The sequence below is a fragment of the Sporosarcina sp. Y1004 genome (assembly GCF_057669665.1).
On sequence record NZ_JBYHFQ010000024.1, the window covers coordinates 12,850 to 32,245 of the forward strand.

The following is a 19,396-nucleotide window of genomic DNA, read 5'->3' on the forward strand; positions in this document are numbered from 1 at the left end:
AGAATAAAGTAAAGCGAAATGTCAGGCGTGGTAACTACTTAGTGTACGCTGAAAAGTCCACTTTACGTGGACTTTTTTAGAATTCCCTATCTATCGAAACAAGGAAGATTGTTTTAGTAGATGACGAAGGATCTAGAAAGCTACCTGGGTAAATTACAAACAGTAGTGAAGGGGGCTAAATTATGCAAATTACCAATGCTGAAGAAATCATTGAAAAAGCAAAGTTTAATAAGTTTCACGGCATGCTGCTCTTTTGGGGTGCGGTGATCATGGTGTTCGATGGTTATGACTTGACAGTTTATGGGGCTGTCGTGCCAATCATAATGGATGAGTGGAATATATCAGCAGTTGAGACAGGCATGATTGGTAGTTATGCTTTAATTGGAATGATGTTAGGGGCATTAATTTTCGGAACAATGGCAGACAGATTTGGCAGGAAAAAGGTAATTTTAATCTGTACTTTTATTTTCAGTCTCTTTATGCTATTTGCAGGACTCGCTCCTAGTCCCGAGATATTTGGACTTTGCAGATTTATAACAGGTTTAGGATTAGGTGGGGTTATGCCGAATGTCATCGCTCTCGTAAGTGATTATTCTCCAAAAGGAACGCGTAGTCGTATGATTGCTACCATAATGGCTGGTTTTTCAATCGGAGGAGTTATTGCTGCCACGCTTAGTATGGTGATTATCCCGTACTTCGGATGGCAATCCGTATTTTTCTTTGGTGCTATGCCATTATTGCTTCTCCCGTTTTTAGCACGTTCACTACCTGACACAGTAGGATCACATATGAAAAAGAAAGAATATAAACAAGTGAGAGAATTACTCGTTAAAGTCAATCCATTGTACAGTCCAAAGAAACGCGAAAAATTTGTTATGAATGGCACTGAAATGTCTTCTTCACCAGTGAAATCTCTATTCACTGAACGCAGGGCATCTTCGACGGTCATGTTTTGGATAGCGTATTTCATGTCACTTCTCATGATATACGGATTAAATACGTGGTTGCCAAAATTAATGAATGAAGCAGGGTTTCCACTTGGATCTAGTTTAAGCTTTCTGCTTGCATTGAATGTAGGGGCAACAGTCGGAGCCATCATGATGGGCTGGTTAGCTGATCTTTGGGGCGTTAAAAAAGCGCTTATTATGTTCTATATTGTTGCGGCGATTACGATTATGAGTTTAGGATTTACAAGTAATATGATGCTTTTATACGTACTAGTGGCTATTGCCGGGGCTACAACGATTGGTTCTCAAAACCTTGCCAATTCCTATGTTTCTCAATACTATCCTTCTTCCATTCGTTCTACGGGCTTAGGTTGGGCTTTAGGAATTGGACGTATCGGGGGAATCGTAGGTCCCCTGCTTGGAGGTTTTTTACTGGCTTCAACTTTATCTCTACAATTCAATTTTATGGTCTTTGCATTACCAGGCGTTATTGCAGCATTGGCGGTTTTCTTGATTGATAGAAAACCTAAAAAGTTAACTGTTTCTGACGTGCAGGCAAGTTCTATTACGGATAACCTATAGCTACTTAGTTAAGACGAGCAGGTTTGAGACTCCAAACCTGCTTTACTAATAAAGGTAGATGAACTGGCGATACGATGTAATGAATAAAAATAATACAGAGGAAATGGGGTATTCAAATGAAAAACATTACAGTACTTGGAGCAGGAATTATGGGGCACGGTGCTGCTCAATTATTTGCACTAGCAGGCATGCATGTACATATACAAGCTCGACGCGAGACATCCCTGGAAAAAGCACGAGAACTCATGACAAACAGTTTGGAAATTATGGTCGAAAAAGACATGCTGACCAATAATGAGATGGAACAGGCATTAGCCCGTGTCACCTATACAACAGATGTGCTTAAAGCTATTAAGGATGCTGACTTCATTCTTGAATCCATTCCAGAGGTTCTCGAAAACAAACTAGATATTTATGAAATTATTGAGAGCGTTGTCTCTGATAAAACGATTATTTCGTCTAATACTTCTACTTTTCCATTGAAAGAGTTAACTCAAAGGGCAAAGCACCCGGAAAGATTTATCATTACGCACTTCTTTAACCCGCCACAACTTGTACCAATTGTGGAAATCGTTAAATTCGAGAAGACTGATGAAAACATTATAAACACAACTTACGATTTAATGAAGGAAATCGGAAAATCTCCAGTCGTGCTGAAAAAAGAGATTCCAGGTTTTATCGTCAACCGTGTTCAAGTAGCTATGCTTCGCGAGGCGTTCCACTTAATGGAAATGGGAGTAGCTACTGCTGAAGATATCGACATCGCCATGAAAGGAAGCATGGGCTTTAAATGGGCTTTCTGCGGTCCAATGGAGAGTCAGGATTTAGCCGGTCTGGAAACAACAAAAGCGATGGTTGGAAACATTATGGAAGATCTATCGAATACAAGAGAAGTGCCTTCCTTCTTAACAGAAATGGTGGATAATGAGCAACATGGCATTCGAACGAATCAAGGTTTTTACAACTATGATGACCATGGTGAAAAAGCGATCCATACACGAGACGATCATTTCCTAGACCTTCTAAAGTTACAGAATAGTAAAGAGAACAAGAATAAAACTGTTTCAGCTTCAAAATGATAAGTGTGGCGATGGATTTTTGCTTCGAACTAGCTCTTTGACCAATTGAAAAACTTTCGAAATGTTCTAGTAGGTATAAACTTGGGCAAAAAAATATGGTATATGGGTTTTAATTAGTAACCCATATACCATATTTTTTCTGGAGAAATGTGTTGCTTATATAGGAACTTATCATTTTTATAATAGACTAACTCACCTACAATGAATAACAAAAAACATTTTAAAGTTATATTTTCTGACCATTTTCACTAGCTAAATCGGGAATAATTGATTCTCTTAGAAATGAAACAAAGGAATGCACAACTGGAGAAATTTCTGTTTTACTCCAAGCTACGCCAGTATTGTATGTCGGAAAATCATGCTTTACTGGAAAATAGACGATATCATCGTTTTTTACAAATTGAATGGATGAAGGCAAAATGGCAATCCCCATCCCCGAAGCGACGAGGGAGACAACAGTATGCAATTCTTCCGCTTCTTGCGTTTTCTTTGGACTAAAGCCTGCAGTCTGACAAAGATTAATAATAGAATCATAATATCCTTCACCTGAATTTCTTGGCGTCATAATGAATTGTTCATTAAGAAGGTTAACTAAATTGATTTCGCCTTTTTGCTGAGCTAAATGATGTGTTTTTGGTAATGCCACAACAAATGGCTCTTCATACAATAGTTCAATGTTTACTAATTTACTTGTTACTGGCATGACGACTAAACCAACATGAATCGCTTTTCTTTTAAAAGATAAAATTTGATCTGCTGTTGTCATTTGTTTTAAAATGACATTTATATTTGGATACTTTTCTTTATATGCCCTAAGAATTGTTGGGAGTAGGTCAAAGGCAATTGCTCCTGTAAAGGCTAATATTAATTGCCCAGATTCACCTTGATCTACTCTTTTCGCTTCTTCACACGCATGAACGGCAAGATTCGTAATTTTATAGGCATTCATTAGAAAAGATTTCCCAGCTGTGGTTAAATCTACACGCTGTCTCGTTCGTGTAAAAAGCAATACACCTAATTCAGTTTCAAGTTGTTTAATTTGCTGACTTAATGGGGGCTGTGAAATTTGTAGGCGGATAGCCGCTCTTCCGAAATGAAGTTCTTCTGCTACAGCAATAAAATACCTCAAATGACGTAATTCCATAAGTAATGATTCCCCCTTGATATCTTTAAAGTATTAAAGTCTACTAAAACAAGTATTAGACATTTGCATTCTTCTATTATAAGCTAATTGTATCAAAGATTCAGAATTAAATGTATATTACGGGTGAGACATATACATGATTTCTGTTTTTGAAATTAAAGTAGTGGAGGAATGTTCAAATGACAACAGCGATATCTAGCGATGTAAAAGAAAGAGTTAGTACTTATTTAAAAGAAAATCGGGAAAAGCTAGTGTCCGATCTCCAGACATTAATTCAAATCCCAAGTGAATCAGGATATGAAGGGCCTGTTCAGGAACATATTCGCAAGATAATGGTCGGCCTTGGCCTTGATGTTGATACGTTCGAAGCAGATGAATCGGTTCGAAATCACCCCGAATACACAGAGTCAGAAGTTGAGCGGGAGGTTGGCTTTAAAGGTCGACCAAATGTGGTTGGAAAATGGGCAGGTTCGGGAGGTAAAGGGAAATCCTTATTAATGTTTACTCACGTAGACACTGTTCCTGTAGGAGATCCTGTTCATTGGAGTTATCCGCCACTTGAGGGGGTAATTGATAAGGGCATCATGTATGGACGAGGAACCGCTGACAACAAAGGTGGTTTTGGATCTATCCTTGCGGCATTAGAAATTATCCATAACTTAGGTTTAAAACCCAATGCAGACATTACGGCAATATCTGTAGTGGATGAGGAAGTCGGAGGCGCTGCAGGTGCCGTTGCAATGACGCAACGATTGCAAGAGGAAGGATTTAAGGCAGATGCTTGTATTTATCCACACCCACTGACTCCGGGCTTAGCACCTCAGATCGCCTGTGCTGGAGGACTTATTTTTAAAGTTAAAGTCAAAGGGCTTGCTGCACATAATTTGAATGGACAAATTGGTGTAAATGCGATTGGTAAGGCTATCAAGATATATGAAGCGTTAATAGAGTTAGATGAAGAGCGGGCTAAAACGATTAAATACGCACCTTTTGAAAGATATTTTGAAGCTTCAAACATGCCAGTTCGTTCTACTAACTTAACGCCAGCTATTATAAGCGCTGGTGATTGGGCTTATAAAGTTCCAGCCGAATGTGAACTAACGGGAACAATTGGTTACCCACCAAATGAGGAACTAGAAGATGTAAAAGCACAAATTGTAGCAGCGATTAATAAAGTTGCAGCTAAAGATGAATGGCTAACTGAACATCCACCTGTAATTAGTTGGGAATGGCAAACAAGTGCAGCGGAAATTAGTCCCGATCATCCCCTTGTGACATTGTCTAAGTCAAATATTGACAAAGTTACTGGGAAAGACACTGAGATTCTAGGAATGCCTACATTTAGTGATATTCGCTTATCAATTCTACACTTGGATATTCCGACAATCATTTACGGTCCAACTGGCGGTAATTTACATGGTGCTGATGAATGGTTAAACCTGGAAGAGTGGCTTCAATGTGTTGAAATTAACGTCCTAAACATCCTTGAATGGTGTGGATTTGAAGAAGTTGGTTAAGAACCGTCAATGATGTAATCTCGCAAAAAGTCTAAGTTTCAAGAAAGATAGTTCAATAATTTGTGTCCTTGTGTTATTGAAGTGCATTCTTCTGGTCTGTGAAAGGTTGAGAAATTATTCTCATAAATTCGGATTTGAAGAAGGCACTTTTCTTTTTTTATAATTGAGGGAATTTTGTAACTAATGGAAGTGAAAAAAATAAACGTGCAGGAATTGGTGTCGTAAAATCGAATAACATTAATGAAGGATCAAATATAAGCGAATGGGAAAGAAGGTATGCCAACTAAACGTAAGGAGGAGAATCAGGTACTTGATACCGACTCAACCCAAACTTGTTTTTATGGGTAGGACTAGCTTCGTAGATTTCTACCTTATATTCTGCAATTGAATTAAAGAAGAATTCCTGTTCGTACTTTTCATGGCTTGAAAAAAATACTGGAATAGTTCAATTTTGATTCTACTCAAAAAAGGGGTGCACATAATGGCTAAGGCTAAACTTGCAGTTGATGTTGGGGGCACATTTACCGATCTAATAATAATAAGTGAAGAAACAAATACATTCACTGTCCATAAGGTACCAAGCACAATTGAAGATCAATCGATTGGGGTAGTTAAAGGCATTAAAGAAATATGTGAAAATGCAGATATACCACTTTCCGATGTAGATTATATTCTTCATGGAACGACAGTCGCTACAAATATTACAATTGAACGAGACGGAGCGACTGTAGGCATGTTAACCACAAGAAACTACAGGGATATTTTACACATTGCACGTCACAAAAAGGTTGAAAACTTTTCGATTCAACAAGATTTACCATGGCAATCAGAACCATTGGTAAAGCGTCGCAATAGGCTTCCGATTACAGAGAAATTATCTGCTCCAAATGGTGAAATTACGACAGCTTTAAATGAAGAAGATGTGCGTTTGGCTGTTCAACAACTGAAAGAGTCAGGTGTTGACGTGGTAATTGTTTGTTTCATGTTCTCGTTCATTAATGATGTTCATGAACGTAGAGCAAAAGAAATTGTAAATGAATTATGGCCAGAAGTGCAGTGCTTTACATCTAGTGAAGTAGTCCCGCAAATTAGAGAATACGAACGGTTTAGTACGACAGCTATGAATGCTTATGTAGCGCCTAAGGTAAGTCGTTATGTAGACCATTTGGTAAAATCACTAGAAAGTATTGGTAGCAAGGGGAAATTACACATTATGCAATCATCTGGAGGAATGGCATCCGTTGAGATGGCAACTGCAACACCTGTCACTTTACTGAAATCAGGACCAGCTGGAGGTGTCTTAGCCGCAGTCAGATGGGGAGAATTAGATAATATCGATAACTTGATTAGTGTAGATATTGGTGGGACTTCTGCTGACATATCAGTCATTCCAAATAGAGTAGCTAAGCTTGTCAATTCTCTTGATGCTACTGTTAATAGTTCACCAGTGCTCACTCCAATGGTTGATGTAGAAACAATAGGTGCTGGCGGTGGGTCAATCGCATACGTTGACGCTGGCGGCGCTTTCAGAGTAGGACCAAAAAGCGCGGGTGCAAATCCAGGTCCAGCTTGTTACAATCAAGGCGGTCAAGATCCCTGTGTAACTGACGCTAATATTGTGTTAGGTAGACTAGATAAAGAACAATTTCTCGGTGGTGATCTCAATATTGATCCAGAGCTAAGTTTTAAAGCGATGGAAAGACTTGCCAAACAGCTGAATATGACCACAGAAGAAGCTGCTTTAGGCGTACTTAAGATCATCAATAGCCATATGGCATTATCAATCCGTGCAAGCTCTGTTAAAAAAGGAACAGATCCTAGGGAGTATTCTTTGTTTGCTGCAGGAGGGGCAGGTCCATTACATGCCGTTGACTTGGCTGACACGGTCGATTCCAAATCAGTAGTTGTTCCAACTTATCCAGGAGTCGCCGCGGCAATAGGTCTGTTGGTAGGAAACCTTAAATATGATTTCATAAAATCACGCGTAGCGAGTTCAGAGGACATTTCTGAAGAGCTCATTGCTAAAATCAATATCGATTTTGATGGACTAGTGAATCAAGCTAAAACTCAATTGAAAAAGGATGGCATTAACTCAGAGTTTATTGGCATTGAAAAAATTGCAGAATGTCGTTATGTCGGTCAGGGAATAGAATTACGCGTTCCATTACCAGAAGGGGAACTGACAGAAGACTCAATGAAGGAAATTCACAAGAACTTCCATATGGTACATGAACAAGAGTATGGACATCATTTCCCAGATACGCATGTACAGATTATAACTTTACGTGTCATTGGAACTGGTAATATACCTCCTATGGAATTGCCTAAATTGGAAAAAGGAAATAGGGATAACCCTAAAGAGGCCATCGCATACGTACGTGATACTGTTTTTGAAATAGATGGGGAAATAAAACGCATACCAACACCACGATTCAAACGAGATAAGCTACTTGCCTTTGATGTAGTAAGCGGACCAGCAGTTGTCGTGCAACGCGATTCTACAACATTAATCCCACCAAACTGGGAAGCTACTGTTTCAATTTACGGTACACTTTTAGTAGCAGCTAAAAACATAACAGTAGAAAAAGAGCAACAGCTAGAAAAAATTGGTATATAAAGGGGAGAGTAATGACATGACGTTGACAAATGAAAACAGGGGAAAAATGGATCCTGTAACACTGCAAATTATTGGCGGTGCACTTCATACAATTGCGAAAGAAATGGCCCATGTAATTGAACGGATGGCATACTCCTCGCTTATTCGTGAATCAGAAGATTTAGGTGCGGGTGTATTTAATAAGTTTGGCCATACAATCGCGGAAGCTGATTCAACACCAATGCAACTAGGATGTTTACCGGGGTATATCAAAGGATTTCAAAGTGTCTTGGGAGATAATATAAATCCAGGCGATATCATTTGGAATAACGATCCATATGCTGGTGCTTCACACTCACCGGATATCGCACTATGTCAACCGATATTTTATGATGGCGAGATAGTTGGATATGCAGGAACTTCAGCACATCATCTGGACATCGGCGGAGCACAACCTGGATTAATGGTTGACGTTCCTGATATATATGCTGAAGGATTGATCATGAATGGCATAAAGTATTATGAAAAAGGAGTACGAAATGAGACAGTAGCTGAGATTGTGCGCCAAAATGTGCGGACACCTCGTGAAGTACTGGGAGATTTAGAAGCTCAAGTAGCTGGTTGCCGTCTCGGTGTTAAACGTTTCGTTGAATTGATGGATAAATACGGAAAAGATACTGTGCTACAGGCCTCAGAAGAGCTAATGGACTATTCAGAGCGTGTGATGAGGCAACAGATTGCAAAGGTTCCAGATGGGACATATGAAGCAGAATCATGGTTAGATGACGACGGTCGTAATTTGGACAAACGACTAAGAGTACATGTACAAATTAATATCGAAGGGGACGAATTAGAAGTAGATGTATCCGGCTCGGCGGATCAGACACCTACGGCATTCAATGCGTCGTATTCAGGCGCCCTTTGTGTAAGCGTTTACAGTGTATTGCGTTCTATATTCTTAGATACTGCTGTACATGAAGAATTCATCCCACCAAACCATGGGACTTTCCGTCCGATTACCGTAACAGCTCGAGAAGGTTGTATATTTAACCCAATTAAACCAGCTGCTACATTCAGTCGAGCCAATCAGGTAAATACAGTTGCGGATTTGATCATCAAAGCGTTAGCACCAGTACTACCAGAACAAACATGTGCAGGTAGCTCAGCCAATATCCAATTTGCTTCCTATGCAGGCCTAGATAAGAATCACGACTACTGGGTTTATATTGAAGTTAACGAAGGTTCCTATGGCGGTCGTCCAGGAAAAGATGGAATGGATGCAATGGACTTCAGCTCATGGAATACTCGTAACAACCCGATAGAGGATCTCGATATGCATGTACCAATGGTTTGTGATAGATATGAATTGCGTGAAGATACGGGCGGTGCAGGTCGCTGGCGTGGAGGTCTTGGAATCGTCCGTAAAAATCGTATGTTAACTGATGGATTTATGACAATGGAGGGGGATAAACATACTGTACGTCCATGGGGATTCAAAGGAGGATTGCCGGGCACTAGCGCAAGCCTCATTAAGAATCCCGATACAAACCCAGAACATCTTAGTTCAAAATTAAACGGCTATACGCTTAAAGCAGGAGAATCCATTATGGTTTCGGTCCCATCCTCTGGCGGCTATGGTGATCCGCTAGACAGACCAGCAGAACAAGTCTATGAAGATGTATTGGATGATTATGTCTCGGCAGAAACGGCTCTAAGGGATTACGGGGTCATCATTAATAATAGAAAACTCGATGTAGAAGGCTCAAAAGAAATTAGAAAGAAACTGCGAGCACAAAGAGGTAAAGTAGAGTTATATACTCACTAAAATTTCATGTTGATAAAGATGCTTCAAAGGAAGGGTGATTGCTAAAAAATCATCCATTCTTTGAAGCATTATAAATTAAGGGGATTTTCAAAAGAAAGTTGATCTGAACTAAGCATCTAGAATGCAAAATACCTAAAACCGCCATTTAGCTTCTATAAAAGTATCCAATACCAGGAGGGCTAACGATTAATGAGCAAAAATAACGAAAGTAACCATTTAATAGAAGAGTCCATCCTTCCTATAACAAATAATAGGCGTACAGTTGGTATGTTAGGCTACTTTTTCATTTGGGTCGGTATCGTTGTTATGATTGTTGCTTATCAATTTGGCGGGGATGCAGTTAATTCACATTCAATTATCATTAGTATGCTAACTATTTTACTTGCTTATTTTACGATTGGTATTGTCATGTTATTGTCAGCGGATATTGGAACAGAACACGGCCTTTCGTTTGCAGTTTATCTTCGCGCACCATTTGGAATATATGGTACCCATTTCCCGGGGGTATCTCGCGGAATTGTTGCAGCAGCATGGTTTGGAATTCAAACGTACCTAGGAGCCCTTGCTCTAAATGGTATCTTTCAATATCTGACAGGTTATGATAATTGGATTGTTTGGTATATTTTATTTGCTGCAGTACAAGTAATTAACACGATGCTAGGTATTAAGGCTGTAGAAAAGTTTGCTAGTTTGGCTGCACCAATATTAATTGGTATATCGGTTTGGATGTATTTTTATTTGGATGGTCTTGCTCAAATGGGTGGTCACAATATTTGGACATTTGTTGGTGAGGGGAATACTTCCTTACTTTTAATCTTCATGGCCAATTTATCTCTTTGGGCAGCATTAGCAGTCGATGTTCCCAATATCTCACGTTTTATTAAAGTTAATTCAGGAAACAAAAAATTCTTTAAACGGAATAAAAACATTTTTGCTGCTCAGATTATTGCATTACCTATCCTTTCAACGTTTATGGCGTTTATTGGAGCAGTTGCCTTTATTGCGACTGGTAATTGGAATCCAATTACGATTATTCAAGAAAACCAAAGTGGTTTAATTCTAATCGCATTATTAGGATTAGTTATAATTGCTCAATGGTCAACAAATAATGCTGCAAACTTAATTCCGGCTACACTTGCATTTGTAAATGCGCTTGCACCTAAAATAAGTTATAAAATGGGTGTCGTTTTAGCGGGAGTTGTTGGCACTGCTACTATGCCATGGTTGATATTGGAACATTTATACGTATTTCTCGGTTTCTATGGCGGAGCACTATCGGCAATAGGGGGGATCATGATATGTGATTACTTCTTAATCCGGCGTAGAAGAGTCAATATACCAGATTTATATAAAAAAGATGGGCAATTTCGCTATATGAAAGGATATAATCCTGCTGGACTAATTGCATGGGTAGTAGCGGGTGCTATCGCAATTAAATTTTTGTCAATTGCATATCTTGTCGGGCTTCCGCTAGGATTTGTTATCTATTACGTATTAATGAAATTCTGGATTATACCAAAATATCCTCAAGCCGAGATTGATTCAAACTATGATGACAAATATTTATCAACGAGTGTACATCAGGATTGGGTATATACTCAAGGTGGATTTGTAAGTGAAAAGTATGGTAACCCAGTTGATGAAACAGATGACTCATTATCACCCAGCCAGAATGCGGTAGATCTAAGCTAATTTCCACTTGCCAAGCAAACTGTCTCTGCTAGGGACAGTTTGTCTATGATTTTGTAACTACTCCATTGCCTGTAGTAGTTGAAATAACGGTAGCCCCTTACGATACAGTAAGGGGCTACCGTTATTTCAACGATAAACCGTTGTCATTCCAAGCCTTTAGCGCATCTGATCAAAAATCTGACCACCTCGGATGCCAAGGTCTTTCAGCTTTCTGTAAATACGATCTACCCAGTCCGATAGACTGTTTTCGAGCGCGGGCCATTCCTTGGTCAGCTAATTGCTGACCACCTGGGAACCCCCGATGAATTGGACTAGTAGATGATGTGTTGGTATTAGTACGTTGTGATGATGAAAGTAAATATGAATTGGATTTGCTAAATCTTAGACATGATGTTGTCTTTAAAGTTTTTTTACCTCTTTTATTCTCCAAGATAATTTCTCAATTGATTTCGTGTCAGGCTCGAAGTCCCTAAAAAATAAAGATGAATATTCTGTCCTAATTCTCGTATCTGAATAATATAATCATTCAAAGGCTTGTACTTCAATTAGGAAGAATGGGGGGTCAACATGAAGTTTAAAAAATCTTTAGCTTTATTGTTAGCAGGAGGTTTGGTGGCAGGAGTGTTAGCTGGCTGTGGGGGAAAGCAAAAAACAGCTGAATCAGATGGAGAAAATGATTTACCGATTATTAAAATCGCCACACAGACACCACTATCAGGAGGCAGTGCTGCAATTGGAGAAGTCATTAAGCTAGGTGCACAGCTCGCATTAGACGACCAAAAAGAAAAGTTTAAAGAATTAGGATTTGAGTTACAGCTGGTGCCTTATGATGACCAAGCCGATCCTAAAAAAGGAGTAGCCAATGCTCAATTAATAGGTGCAGATAAATCTATATTCGCAGTTGTCGGTCACTTCAACTCAGGCGTTGCTATCCCATCTTCAGAAGTATATGAAAAATACAGTATCGCAATGGTTTCACCAGCCAACTCAGCAACAGAAGTTACGGATAGAGGATTAAAAACAGTGAATCGTATCGTTGCTCGAGATGATTCTCAAGGTCCAGCAGGGGCTGATTTTGCGGTTAATACATTAAAAGCAAAGAAAATCTTTATCGTTCAAGACAAAACTGCATACGGTACAGGCCTTGCGGAAGCCTTCGAAAAAGGTGCTGAGGACGCAGGAGCAGAAATTATTGGGTTTGAAGGGATTACGCTTGGAGAGAAAGATTTTAATGGAGTTCTAAACCAAATCCTCTCTAAAAAACCAGATCTAGTATACTTTGGGGGAATCTACGCAGAAGGTGGGCTACTAATAAAACAAGCTCGCGAAAAAGGTATTGATATCCCGATTATGGGTGGAGATGGATTAGATTCTTCTACACTTGTTGAAATTGCCGGAGATGCAATTAAAAACACGTATATTACTACGCTAGCAGGAGATCCTGCTGAATCAGAAGATGGGAAAGAGTTTATGGAAAGGTACAAAGCAATAAACAATCGAGATGCAGAAGCGTACTCAGTTTACGGCTATGACACAATGGGTGTGGTATTAAAAGGTATCGAGAATGCAATTACAGAAAATAACAATAAATTGCCGACACGCGAACAAGTTAGAGATGCTGTTCGTGGTATAAAAGATTATCAAGGTGTGTTGACAACAGTAAGCTTTGACGATATTGGCGACAATGAGTATGCAAAAGTGTTTATTTTTAATTACAAAGAAGCTAGTTATCCACCGCAATTAGAAGGTGAAGTTGAAAAGTAAGTAGGTTGGAAGGGTATGATTCATTTTTGACTGGCTAGCTTCATGCGCCAACTCCTCGGGTCATAAGTCAGACTGGCTACGTGGCAAAGAACGCCACTGCGTGCCTGCAAGGATGCAGGTATGCAGTGGGGAGGGATTGAACTTCATCCCTCCTTGTTGCGACAAGACGTCGCGATCTTAGACTGCCTTCCTTTATCGTCTTATGCCTGTCGGAGCTGTGCGGAGCCTTACGCATTTCTAATTGTCTAGCTCCAGGCGCCTTTTCCTAAAAAGGCGTTTGCGCTTTTCAAAGTGATAGTACCCTTTATTTCTATACACCTGGGACAAGGAGGTAACTTATGCTGAACGAAATACTACAAACAATCCCGCAAGTCTTGATTGATGGCCTTGCCTTAGGAACTGTATATGCAGTCATTGCTTTAGGGTACACAATGGTTTATGGGATATTGGAATTAATTAACTTTGCACACGGTGAGATCTTTATGACAGGAGCTTTTATTGGGACAGCCCTGTTAATATTTATGACAGGAACTGGATGGGGTTCGGCGCTTCCTGCCATTGTTATGCTAATGATTGTCCTCATAGTAACTGCTTTCCTAACAGGTTTTTTGGGAATGGGTATTGAAAGATTAGCATATAGACCCTTACGCAATGCACCTAGATTGATACCGCTAATTACAGCTATCGGTATTTCATTTTTATTACAGGATATCGTTAGATTCATAGCGGAATTAACAAAAGGAAACTATATTGTAACGGGACCTAGTCTTTTTACAGAACAGGTTTTGATTAAAACTTCATCCATAAGTTCCATTTTTAACGATGCATCTATAAAAACATCATTTATTATTGTGCTAGTTACGGCAGTTGTAATGATGATTGCTCTAGATATATTTGTGAATAGGACAAGATGGGGAATGGCGATGCGGGCTGTAGCGCAAGATCGAGAAACAGCTTCCTTGATGTCAGTAAATGTGAATAAAGTTATTTCAATAACCTTTTTTGTAGGATCTGCTCTAGGCGGCGCAACAGGGGTATTATTTGCTGTACAATACGGAACAATAGATCCTTATATTGGGTTTATTCTCGGGTTGAAAGCATTTACCGCAGCAGTATTAGGCGGCATAGGAAATATCCGTGGCGCAATGATTGGCGGGTTACTACTTGGGGTATTAGAAATGTTTGCATCTGCTAATTTAACGATTTTAACTGGAGGCGTATTTGGTGCCGAATACAAAGATGTGTTTGCATTTGCAATATTGATCATCGTGTTACTTTTTAAACCGGAGGGCTTATTAGGCAAACCGGTCACTGAGAAAGTGTAGGTGAGAAGATTGAAAACTCTATGGAAAAAATACGAACAAAACAAACTTGCGCATGGAATCTTTCTTCTGATTTACATCGGGGTTACATCACTAAGTTTATTTACGGCACAGAAGTCAGTTACCGCGTTTCTCCTTCTATTAGCTTCATTATTACTATTATATTTCACAAAGTTTAGTAATCTCACAAAATGGTTGATAGCGGGTTTTGTGCTCGTGTTTTTACTTCCGTTCACTGCTAGTAATGGAGATGCTTATCAATCGTATATGGAAGTTTCCACACTCGTTGGTATCTATATCGCTATGGCTTTAGGGTTAAATATTGTAGTTGGTATGGCTGGTCTTCTTGATTTGGGATTTGTCGCATTTTTCGCAGTTGGGGCATACACATATGGTATTTTTGCGACAGCGCAAGCCTCTAATTTTATGCCATTTGGAACTTTCCCTTTATCAGGAGAAAGCTTCTGGCTATTCATTATCATTGGCGGCTTGGTAGCTGCATTGTTTGGAATTCTACTTGGAATACCAGTTCTTCGGGTTAAGGGAGATTATCTAGCTATTGTTACGTTAGGTTTTGGAGAGATTATTAGAATTATTTTTAATAATCTAGATCGCCCCGTTAATATTACAAATGGTGCAATGGGGATTTCTTCTGTCACTCCACCTAGATTGTTTGGAATTGATTTCCTTTATCCAAGTCAATTCTATTACATTGTGCTTATTCTGTTATTCTTCACGATTTTTACAGTTCGTCGTTTTGAACACTCCAAAATAGGTCGTTCGTGGAAAGCGGTTAGGGAAAATGAAATAGCTGCACAAGCTATGGGTGTCCCTTTAGTTCGCACAAAACTAATGGCGTTTGCGATTGGTGCTACCTTCTCAGGGATGATGGGTGTTGTCTTTGCTGCAAAACAAGCATTTGTAGATCCTACAAGCTTTACACTACTTGAGTCAATTACGATATTAGTAATGGTGGTTCTCGGGGGTATGGGAAGTGTCCCAGGCGTTATTCTAGGGGCGGCTGTTATGACGATTCTGAATCTCCAAGTATTGACGGAAATGACAAATTGGTTGAATCAACTAAATTTGTCAGGCGTGATTTCTATACCATACGCATTATCACCAGCTAAAATGCAAAGGTTTATATTTGGCGCACTACTAATCCTGTTTGCTTTATATAGACCAAAAGGACTCTTACCAGCAAAAAACCGTATATTTATCGAAAAGGACTTACAAGGAGTAAATGTGAAAGCCAAGTTAGTAACCACGCCGGAACAATCGGAAAATGAGAAACCGTAGCAAAAGGAGGTGCAGTCATTGTCTATTTTAGAAGTTCGAAATTTAACTAAAAAGTTTGGCGGTCTAACAGCAAATCAAGATGTATCAATGACAGTAGAGAAAAACTCAATTACAGCAGTTATTGGACCAAACGGCGCTGGAAAAACTACGTTCTTTAATATGATTACTGGTATGTATCAGCCAACTTCCGGCATGATTCTCCTTGAAAATGAGAAAATAAATGGCTTAAAACCACATGACGTTTCGAGAAAAGGGATTGCACGGACATTTCAAAATATCCGTTTGTTTAATGAAATGTCAGTGCTTGAAAATGTTCTTGTTGGTATGCATACCCATTTAAAAGCAGGTCTAATGGGTATTTTATTAAATCTTCCTGCCATCCGAAAGGAAGAGAAAGCGTCAGAAATGACCGCGTATAATTTATTGGAATATGTAGGACTGGCTCATCTTTTAAATGAAAAAGCGTGTAATCTAAGCTATGGCGCACAAAGAAGGCTGGAAATCGCAAGAGCCCTTGCTGCCAATCCAAAGGTTTTATTATTAGACGAACCTGCGGCGGGGATGAATCCAAAAGAAACAAAAAATCTTACTCAGCTCATAAAGAGCATGAAACATGAGTTTAATCTAACCGTTCTCTTAATCGAGCACGATATGAAGCTCGTCATGGAAATCTCTGAACATATCGTTGTATTGGATCATGGCGAAAAAATTGCGGAAGGTAAGCCTGAGAACATCAGAAATAATCCAAAGGTTATAGAAGCATATCTAGGATCGGGAGCTATTCAAACGGGATAGGGGGACAATATATGCTTCAATTAGTAAATGTTGAATCCTATTATGGTGGTATACAGGCCTTAAAGGGTATTGACGTGTTAGTAGAAAAGGGAGAAATTGTAACACTTATAGGGAGTAACGGTGCTGGAAAATCAACCACACTCAAATCCATAAGCGGATTGGTGAAAGTAAAGACTGGCAAAATTTTATATAATGAACTGGAAATCTCAAACAAGCCTGCCCATGAAACGACTTTACTAGGAATTGCTCATGTTCCCGAAGGTAGAAGAATTTTTTCAAAACTGTCGGTAAAGGAAAACTTACTAATGGGCGCATTTTCTGTAAAGAATAAAAACGTTATCAATGAAAGAATGGAAAAAGTATTTCACTATTTCCCTAAATTGAAAGACCGTATTGAACAAAAAGGGGGGACGATGAGCGGAGGAGAACAGCAAATGCTTGCCATCGGGCGAGCACTCATGATGGAACCTGAATTATTAATGCTAGACGAACCTTCAATGGGACTAGCTCCAATCATTGTGGAACAAATTTTTGAAATCATAAAGGAATTAAATCGAGAAGGCATAACGATTTTACTTGTGGAACAAAATGCTTATCAAGCGCTGCAAATTGCGCATAGAGGTTATGTGATTCAAACAGGAGAAATTAAACTTCAAGGAAACGGCTATGATTTGATAACTAATGAAGAAGTCCGAGAAGCATACTTGGCATAGTATTACATTAGTAAGATTTCAAAAACGCTTAGATATTAAATATCCAAGCGTTTTTGTGTTGGATGAGATGTGTTCGGTACTGGTGGAAATTGTATCTTTTTAAAGTGGCATTCGAGGAAATCCAACGTCTAAGCGATGACCGAGCAACGCTGCAGCAGCCATCTCACGAGAAATCCATCTGAAAGATCAAATCCAAAGGGAACTGTTAGCAACAGAAACAAAGAATGAACATATAGAAAGAGCATGTTTTGAAAAAAGACTGATTAAAACATGCTCTTAATGAATGTGATGGATTAACTTCTCTCTTTTCTATTCATAACGATAAGTGAAAGGATGAAAAAGACAATCGTTGTACCGATTAAATACAGTACGCTTATCAATTTCGTTATTGTTTGGCCATTCATTTCATAAACGACGCCCATATTGGATAAGAAATCTTCCTTTAATCCAGGAGGTGCATTTGCAAAAGCCTCGACCAATGAATTTTCCATTAAAAGTTGTCTAAACAGCGAGGCAGAATGGGAAACTGGGAATAATTTTACGATTGTTTGAAGGTAGTCGGGTAACGTACCGATTGGAATATAGATGCCTGCCAAAAAACCGAGCAGCGTGCCAATGACTGTGCTTGCGGCGGCAAAAGCATTTGTTGTTTTGAAAAATGAGACGACAAACAGAACCATTGAGCCACTTGAGACAACTGCTAATAGTATGACACCAACCAATAAGACTGTCTTGTCAAAAGCCAACAGTCCCTCGCCAGATAGGAAAAGAAAGACGTTCGCAACGATTAATGTAAATGTACACATGATAAACCCAATAAATAATGCACTTAATATATAGCCGCCAACCAATTTAGCACGAGAAATAGGGGAGGCATAAAAATCCATAAACCTTTTATGTGTCCGATCCTCTACTAGAATGCCAAAAGATCCTAAAGTAGTCGTCATCGAAGTAATCGCGAGAATTCCTGCAATGAACCAAGAGGTGAGTAATAATTTTTTTGAAGGAAAGTCAGGAAGTCCTTTTGACGTTAAATCTCCTAGAAAAAGAACGTACAAAGCGATGAGTATAATAACCGAAAGAAACGAGAAGAAGATTGTCGTTTTGTCACGGAAGTATAATAAAATATTCCTTTTAGTGAATGCCATCATCGCTGTTCACGTCCTTTCCGTTTATCGCGATGAACACGTCATCTAGACTTGATTTTCGGACTTCGAAAGAAGAGATATCATCTGCATGTTTCACTAGTATTGGAATTGCCGACTTTGTTTCTTGTAGCGGTACAAAGAATAGCGATTTATCTACTTTATATTCAATTTCATCTTCGGATAATAGACTCCTCATCACTCTCTCATCGACTGCTGTGATGACTAAAAGATCAGATGCATAGTCATTTTTTAGTTGTTCAGGTGTTCCTTTTGCAATGATTGCTCCCGCTTTCATCACAACCACATAATCAGAATTGGCGGCTTCCTCTATATAATGCGTCGTTAGAAAAACAGTCATTTTTGTTTCTTTTTGAAGTTGTAAAATCGTGTTCCAAATATTTTTTCGGCTACCGGCATCAAGGCCGGTTGTCGGTTCATCTAAAATTAAAATCGAGGGCGTATGTATGAGTGCCCGCGCAATATCAGTTCTTCTTTTTTCACCGCCAGATAGTTTTCCGTAAGGGCGTTTGATAAATGAATGTAAATCTGTGATAGCCGTTACTCGTTGAATTGCCTTATTCTTTTCTTCCTTCGACATTCCATAAAACGATGCTCGAACTTGTAAATTTTCTTCGACTGTTAACAAAGGATCCAATATGCTGTCTTGGAAGACGACGCCAATCTCCTGTCGAATTTTATCGTCTTGTTTTCCTAAGGTGTATCCATTTACTCTCACCTCGCCTGAATCTTGTTTCAATAGCGTTAATAAAATGGATATGGTCGTTGATTTACCTGCGCCGTTTGCACCTAAAAATGAAAATAAAGCACCTTCTTCAACGTGAAAGTTAATATCCTTCACAGCTTCTAATTTCCCAAATGATTTTGACAGCCCACTCACTTCGATGATTTTATTCATGAAATCCCTCCGTTTTTCGGTTTTGAATAATTGTATTCATTCGATTTGCACTCGCTG

Annotated in this window: 14 protein-coding genes; 11 read left to right on the top strand and 3 right to left on the bottom strand. The window is 39.1% G+C overall.

Annotation, left to right across the window (positions count from 1 at the left end):
• The first annotated feature begins 182 nt into the window (after positions 1 to 182).
• Together AC25Y6_RS14860 and AC25Y6_RS14865 are read left to right on the top strand one after the other, a co-directional pair.
• Complete coding sequence (locus tag AC25Y6_RS14860; RefSeq protein WP_488143565.1) at positions 183 to 1,529, top strand: MFS transporter; 1,347 nt, start codon at positions 183 to 185, stop codon at positions 1,527 to 1,529.
• Positions 1,530 to 1,645: 116 nt separating this feature from the next.
• On the top strand, positions 1,646 to 2,608 hold the full coding sequence (locus AC25Y6_RS14865) for a 3-hydroxyacyl-CoA dehydrogenase family protein (RefSeq protein WP_488143566.1): 963 nt from the start codon (positions 1,646 to 1,648) through the stop codon (positions 2,606 to 2,608).
• 226 nt (positions 2,609 to 2,834) lie between these two features.
• Here the strand turns inward: AC25Y6_RS14865 and AC25Y6_RS14870 are convergent, their stop codons facing one another.
• Positions 2,835 to 3,752 carry a LysR substrate-binding domain-containing protein gene (locus tag AC25Y6_RS14870; RefSeq protein WP_488143567.1) on the bottom strand — a complete coding sequence of 306 codons (918 nt, stop codon included), beginning with the start codon at positions 3,750 to 3,752 and terminating at the stop codon, positions 2,835 to 2,837.
• Positions 3,753 to 3,931: 179 nt separating this feature from the next.
• Between AC25Y6_RS14870 and AC25Y6_RS14875 the strand changes: the two genes are divergently transcribed.
• From AC25Y6_RS14875 to AC25Y6_RS14915, 9 genes are all read left to right on the top strand, one after another.
• Complete coding sequence (locus tag AC25Y6_RS14875; protein WP_482100564.1) at positions 3,932 to 5,269, top strand: ArgE/DapE family deacylase; 1,338 nt, start codon at positions 3,932 to 3,934, stop codon at positions 5,267 to 5,269.
• A 481-nt stretch (positions 5,270 to 5,750) separates the two neighbouring features.
• The gene (locus AC25Y6_RS14880) at positions 5,751 to 7,886 is read left to right on the top strand and encodes a hydantoinase/oxoprolinase family protein (RefSeq protein ID WP_488143568.1); all 2,136 of its coding nucleotides are present in this window, start codon (positions 5,751 to 5,753) and stop codon (positions 7,884 to 7,886) included.
• Between the two features lie 16 nt (positions 7,887 to 7,902).
• On the top strand, positions 7,903 to 9,690 hold the full coding sequence (locus tag AC25Y6_RS14885; protein WP_488143569.1) for a hydantoinase B/oxoprolinase family protein: 1,788 nt from the start codon (positions 7,903 to 7,905) through the stop codon (positions 9,688 to 9,690).
• Positions 9,691 to 9,879: 189 nt separating this feature from the next.
• Entirely contained in the window at positions 9,880 to 11,382 is a 1,503-nt protein-coding gene (locus AC25Y6_RS14890) for an NCS1 family transporter (protein WP_488143570.1), read from the top strand.
• 567 nt (positions 11,383 to 11,949) lie between these two features.
• Entirely contained in the window at positions 11,950 to 13,146 is a 1,197-nt protein-coding gene (locus AC25Y6_RS14895) for a branched-chain amino acid ABC transporter substrate-binding protein (RefSeq protein ID WP_482104020.1), read from the top strand.
• 338 nt (positions 13,147 to 13,484) lie between these two features.
• Positions 13,485 to 14,471, top strand: a complete 987-nt coding sequence (locus AC25Y6_RS14900) for a branched-chain amino acid ABC transporter permease (protein WP_488143571.1) — start codon at positions 13,485 to 13,487, stop codon at positions 14,469 to 14,471.
• Between the two features lie 57 nt (positions 14,472 to 14,528).
• The gene (locus tag AC25Y6_RS14905) at positions 14,529 to 15,767 is read left to right on the top strand and encodes a branched-chain amino acid ABC transporter permease (RefSeq protein ID WP_488143600.1); all 1,239 of its coding nucleotides are present in this window, start codon (positions 14,529 to 14,531) and stop codon (positions 15,765 to 15,767) included.
• Between the two features lie 18 nt (positions 15,768 to 15,785).
• The gene (locus AC25Y6_RS14910; protein WP_488143572.1) at positions 15,786 to 16,562 is read left to right on the top strand and encodes an ABC transporter ATP-binding protein; all 777 of its coding nucleotides are present in this window, start codon (positions 15,786 to 15,788) and stop codon (positions 16,560 to 16,562) included.
• An 11-nt stretch (positions 16,563 to 16,573) separates the two neighbouring features.
• On the top strand, positions 16,574 to 17,275 hold the full coding sequence (locus tag AC25Y6_RS14915) for an ABC transporter ATP-binding protein (RefSeq protein ID WP_488143573.1): 702 nt from the start codon (positions 16,574 to 16,576) through the stop codon (positions 17,273 to 17,275).
• Between the two features lie 293 nt (positions 17,276 to 17,568).
• Here the strand turns inward: AC25Y6_RS14915 and AC25Y6_RS14920 are convergent, their stop codons facing one another.
• Both AC25Y6_RS14920 and AC25Y6_RS14925 read right to left on the bottom strand, forming a co-directional pair.
• Positions 17,569 to 18,426, bottom strand: a complete 858-nt coding sequence (locus AC25Y6_RS14920; RefSeq protein ID WP_488143574.1) for an ABC transporter permease — start codon at positions 18,424 to 18,426, stop codon at positions 17,569 to 17,571.
• Complete coding sequence (locus tag AC25Y6_RS14925; protein WP_488143575.1) at positions 18,410 to 19,339, bottom strand: ABC transporter ATP-binding protein; 930 nt, start codon at positions 19,337 to 19,339, stop codon at positions 18,410 to 18,412. Before AC25Y6_RS14925 ends, AC25Y6_RS14920 begins: the two co-directional genes overlap by 17 nt.
• Between the last annotated feature and the right edge of the window lie 57 nt (positions 19,340 to 19,396).